This is a genomic window from Caldicellulosiruptor sp. F32 (assembly GCF_000404025.1).
Lineage (GTDB): Bacteria > Bacillota > Thermoanaerobacteria > Caldicellulosiruptorales > Caldicellulosiruptoraceae > Caldicellulosiruptor > Caldicellulosiruptor saccharolyticus.
On sequence record NZ_APGP01000070.1, the window covers coordinates 1 to 2,209 of the forward strand.

Below are 2,209 nucleotides of genomic sequence, written 5' to 3' on the forward strand. Positions count from 1 at the left end.
CTTGCCTTAGAGTATGGAATTTTGATTTCTGGTTCATAACCGTTTAACATTAAGTAAGCAGCGAAGTGCAAGTCCTTTGTATAGAAGGGCTCTCGTTGCATAGTTATCGAACCTCCTTAAATTAAGTTGGTTTTTCTTTTCACGTATAAAAATAGTTGATGAAAAAAGTTCCTAGGTGCATAGAGGCTTATAAACGTTAATCCAACGATATTTTCATGTGCTAAAATACGATTTTGTTTCTTTTCAAATAAAGATAGCCGATTCCGATTACAGATAGAGTTATCAGTGACCATATCAGCCAGAACATTCTTTATCACCATCCCTAGGTGGTCTGCCAATACGTTTTGAGCTTTTTCGCATTCCTTCAGAAATGCGTTTCCTGCGTTCTTGGTTAGCTTCTGGGTCACGGAGGTAGTTCAGATACTTTTCTCTAATCTCCGGATTTTCCCAAGCTCGCTTTACGCCCTCGATTTGTCGTGATTTTATATCCGGGTCGTTCAACGCTGCTTTTACCCCGCGACTTACTTTTTTCCGGAATTCTTCCGACTGACAAGCGCGACGAATTTTTGAGTTAGGGTCTTGCCATTGCGCTTTCAAAAAATGGCGTTTTTTCTCTCTATATTCATCGGACTGCAATTTTTGACGTAATTTTGAGTTAGGGTCTTGCCAGAGGCTCCTTACTACTTGACTTGTCTTTTTTCGCCACTCTTCATAGGCTGGAGAATTACGCCATGCTTCATATTCAGGTGTTCCTCTTTTAGGTAGAGGCATTATCTCACCTCCTTAGCTTCTTTTAATGGATAAAATTTTAGGTTATACCAACGGAACTTTATAGAGAGCAACTTTTTTTCTTCGGAGGAGAAAGTCTTATCCAGCATATTCCAGTTGCTTTTTTATATGTTGAGGTACTAACTCGTAATGGTAAGTTGCTTCGCAGCATTGCATTCCCAATGGACAGTGACGTAAAGCTTGCCATTCGTTATCTCCAAAGGCGCAGAGAAAGTCATACCCGAAATTTCCAAAACAGGTTTGAGACAACTTCTCAGCCAGTTCATCTTTCATAAGGTCATTCCACTTAATCCAGTAGAAAATGGGTAGCATCATATTCATCTCCTTTCGGTTACTCGTTAAAGATTTTTTGGTTAATCAGCCTGTTGAGTTCGTGAGAAGGTGGTAATGCTCTAAAAACACCGCTCCAGAAACCGCTATCGTCACGCTTTTCAATATCCGGTTGAAGGTTGTTAGGATACTGCCAGCGTGCCACGTTGGACAAAATTTTCAAGTCTCCGGAGAGGTAACTTCTTTCGGACTTCTCCTTTTCTACGGAAGCCTGAACTCTCTTAACGAAGGTGTACCAATTGCTGGCAAGCTCTTGGCCTCTCTTGAAGAACTCTTCCATCTCCATCTGCGTGTATGTGGCACTGTCACGTTTTCGGGTGGGCGTAGAAACCTTATCGACTGTGGCATCATCCAAAGTATCTACGGTCATCAGCATGGAGAGAATATCGGTTAGCTGTTTAGCAATCCTTTCCTTTGCGGTGGAGGTGAGTTGGTCACGATAGCTGAGAGCGTTTGGTAATTCCTTCAACCATTGGCTTAACCGTCCTTGCAAATCTTTTGCTTGCAGCGTTACTGCGCGACACATACTTGACGGGTAGGGTTCGTAATGTTCCTTATTGTCCTTAGACAGTCTTGCAAAATCATCAGGAGTAAACGGTGGACGTTTTATCCCGTAGGTATCTTCGAGGAAACGGCCGATGCGCTCCAAATCGTAGCTTCCTTCTTCAACCTCTCGCTGCAAAGCGGTAGCTCGCCTGAAATTTTTCTGGACAACATCCTTCTTAACAGAATCTAAGAGTCCCTGAAGGATTTCATCGTCTGAAAGGGCAAAGGATGTCCCTTTAACAACAGATTTCGCTACTTCGTAGTTACGGAGAACTACTTCCACGTAGCTTTCCAGAGAGTTTTTGCTGCCTCTCAATGCCTGCCATTGTTTTGCAACCTTGTCAACTTTCTTGCGGAATATCTCATCGGTTTCGTAACGCTTTCTTATCTCATTTCGCATATTTGACCCCTCCTTTTGAGATTTTGAAACAGTAACCGTGCTTGCGGTTTTAGTGATAAAATGTTGAGAGAGAAGGCGCATCAAATTGTCAATGCGTTCCACTGTTTGAGCTTCTTCTAAACTGCTTTTAACGTATTGAACGAA

Annotated in this window: 3 protein-coding genes; all 3 read right to left on the minus strand. The window is 42.3% G+C overall.

Features of this window, described 5'->3' with window-relative positions:
* Positions 1–294 precede the first annotated feature (294 nt).
* On the minus strand, positions 295–771 hold the full coding sequence (locus H964_RS06875; protein WP_022587830.1) for a hypothetical protein: 477 nt from the start codon (positions 769–771) through the stop codon (positions 295–297).
* A 96-nt stretch (positions 772–867) separates the two neighbouring features.
* Positions 868–1,062, minus strand: a complete 195-nt coding sequence (locus H964_RS06880; RefSeq protein ID WP_156823672.1) for a hypothetical protein — start codon at positions 1,060–1,062, stop codon at positions 868–870.
* Between the two features lie 58 nt (positions 1,063–1,120).
* Positions 1,121–2,209: hypothetical protein (locus H964_RS06885; protein ID WP_237738232.1), on the minus strand; the 1,089-nt coding region annotated here is incomplete at its 5' end.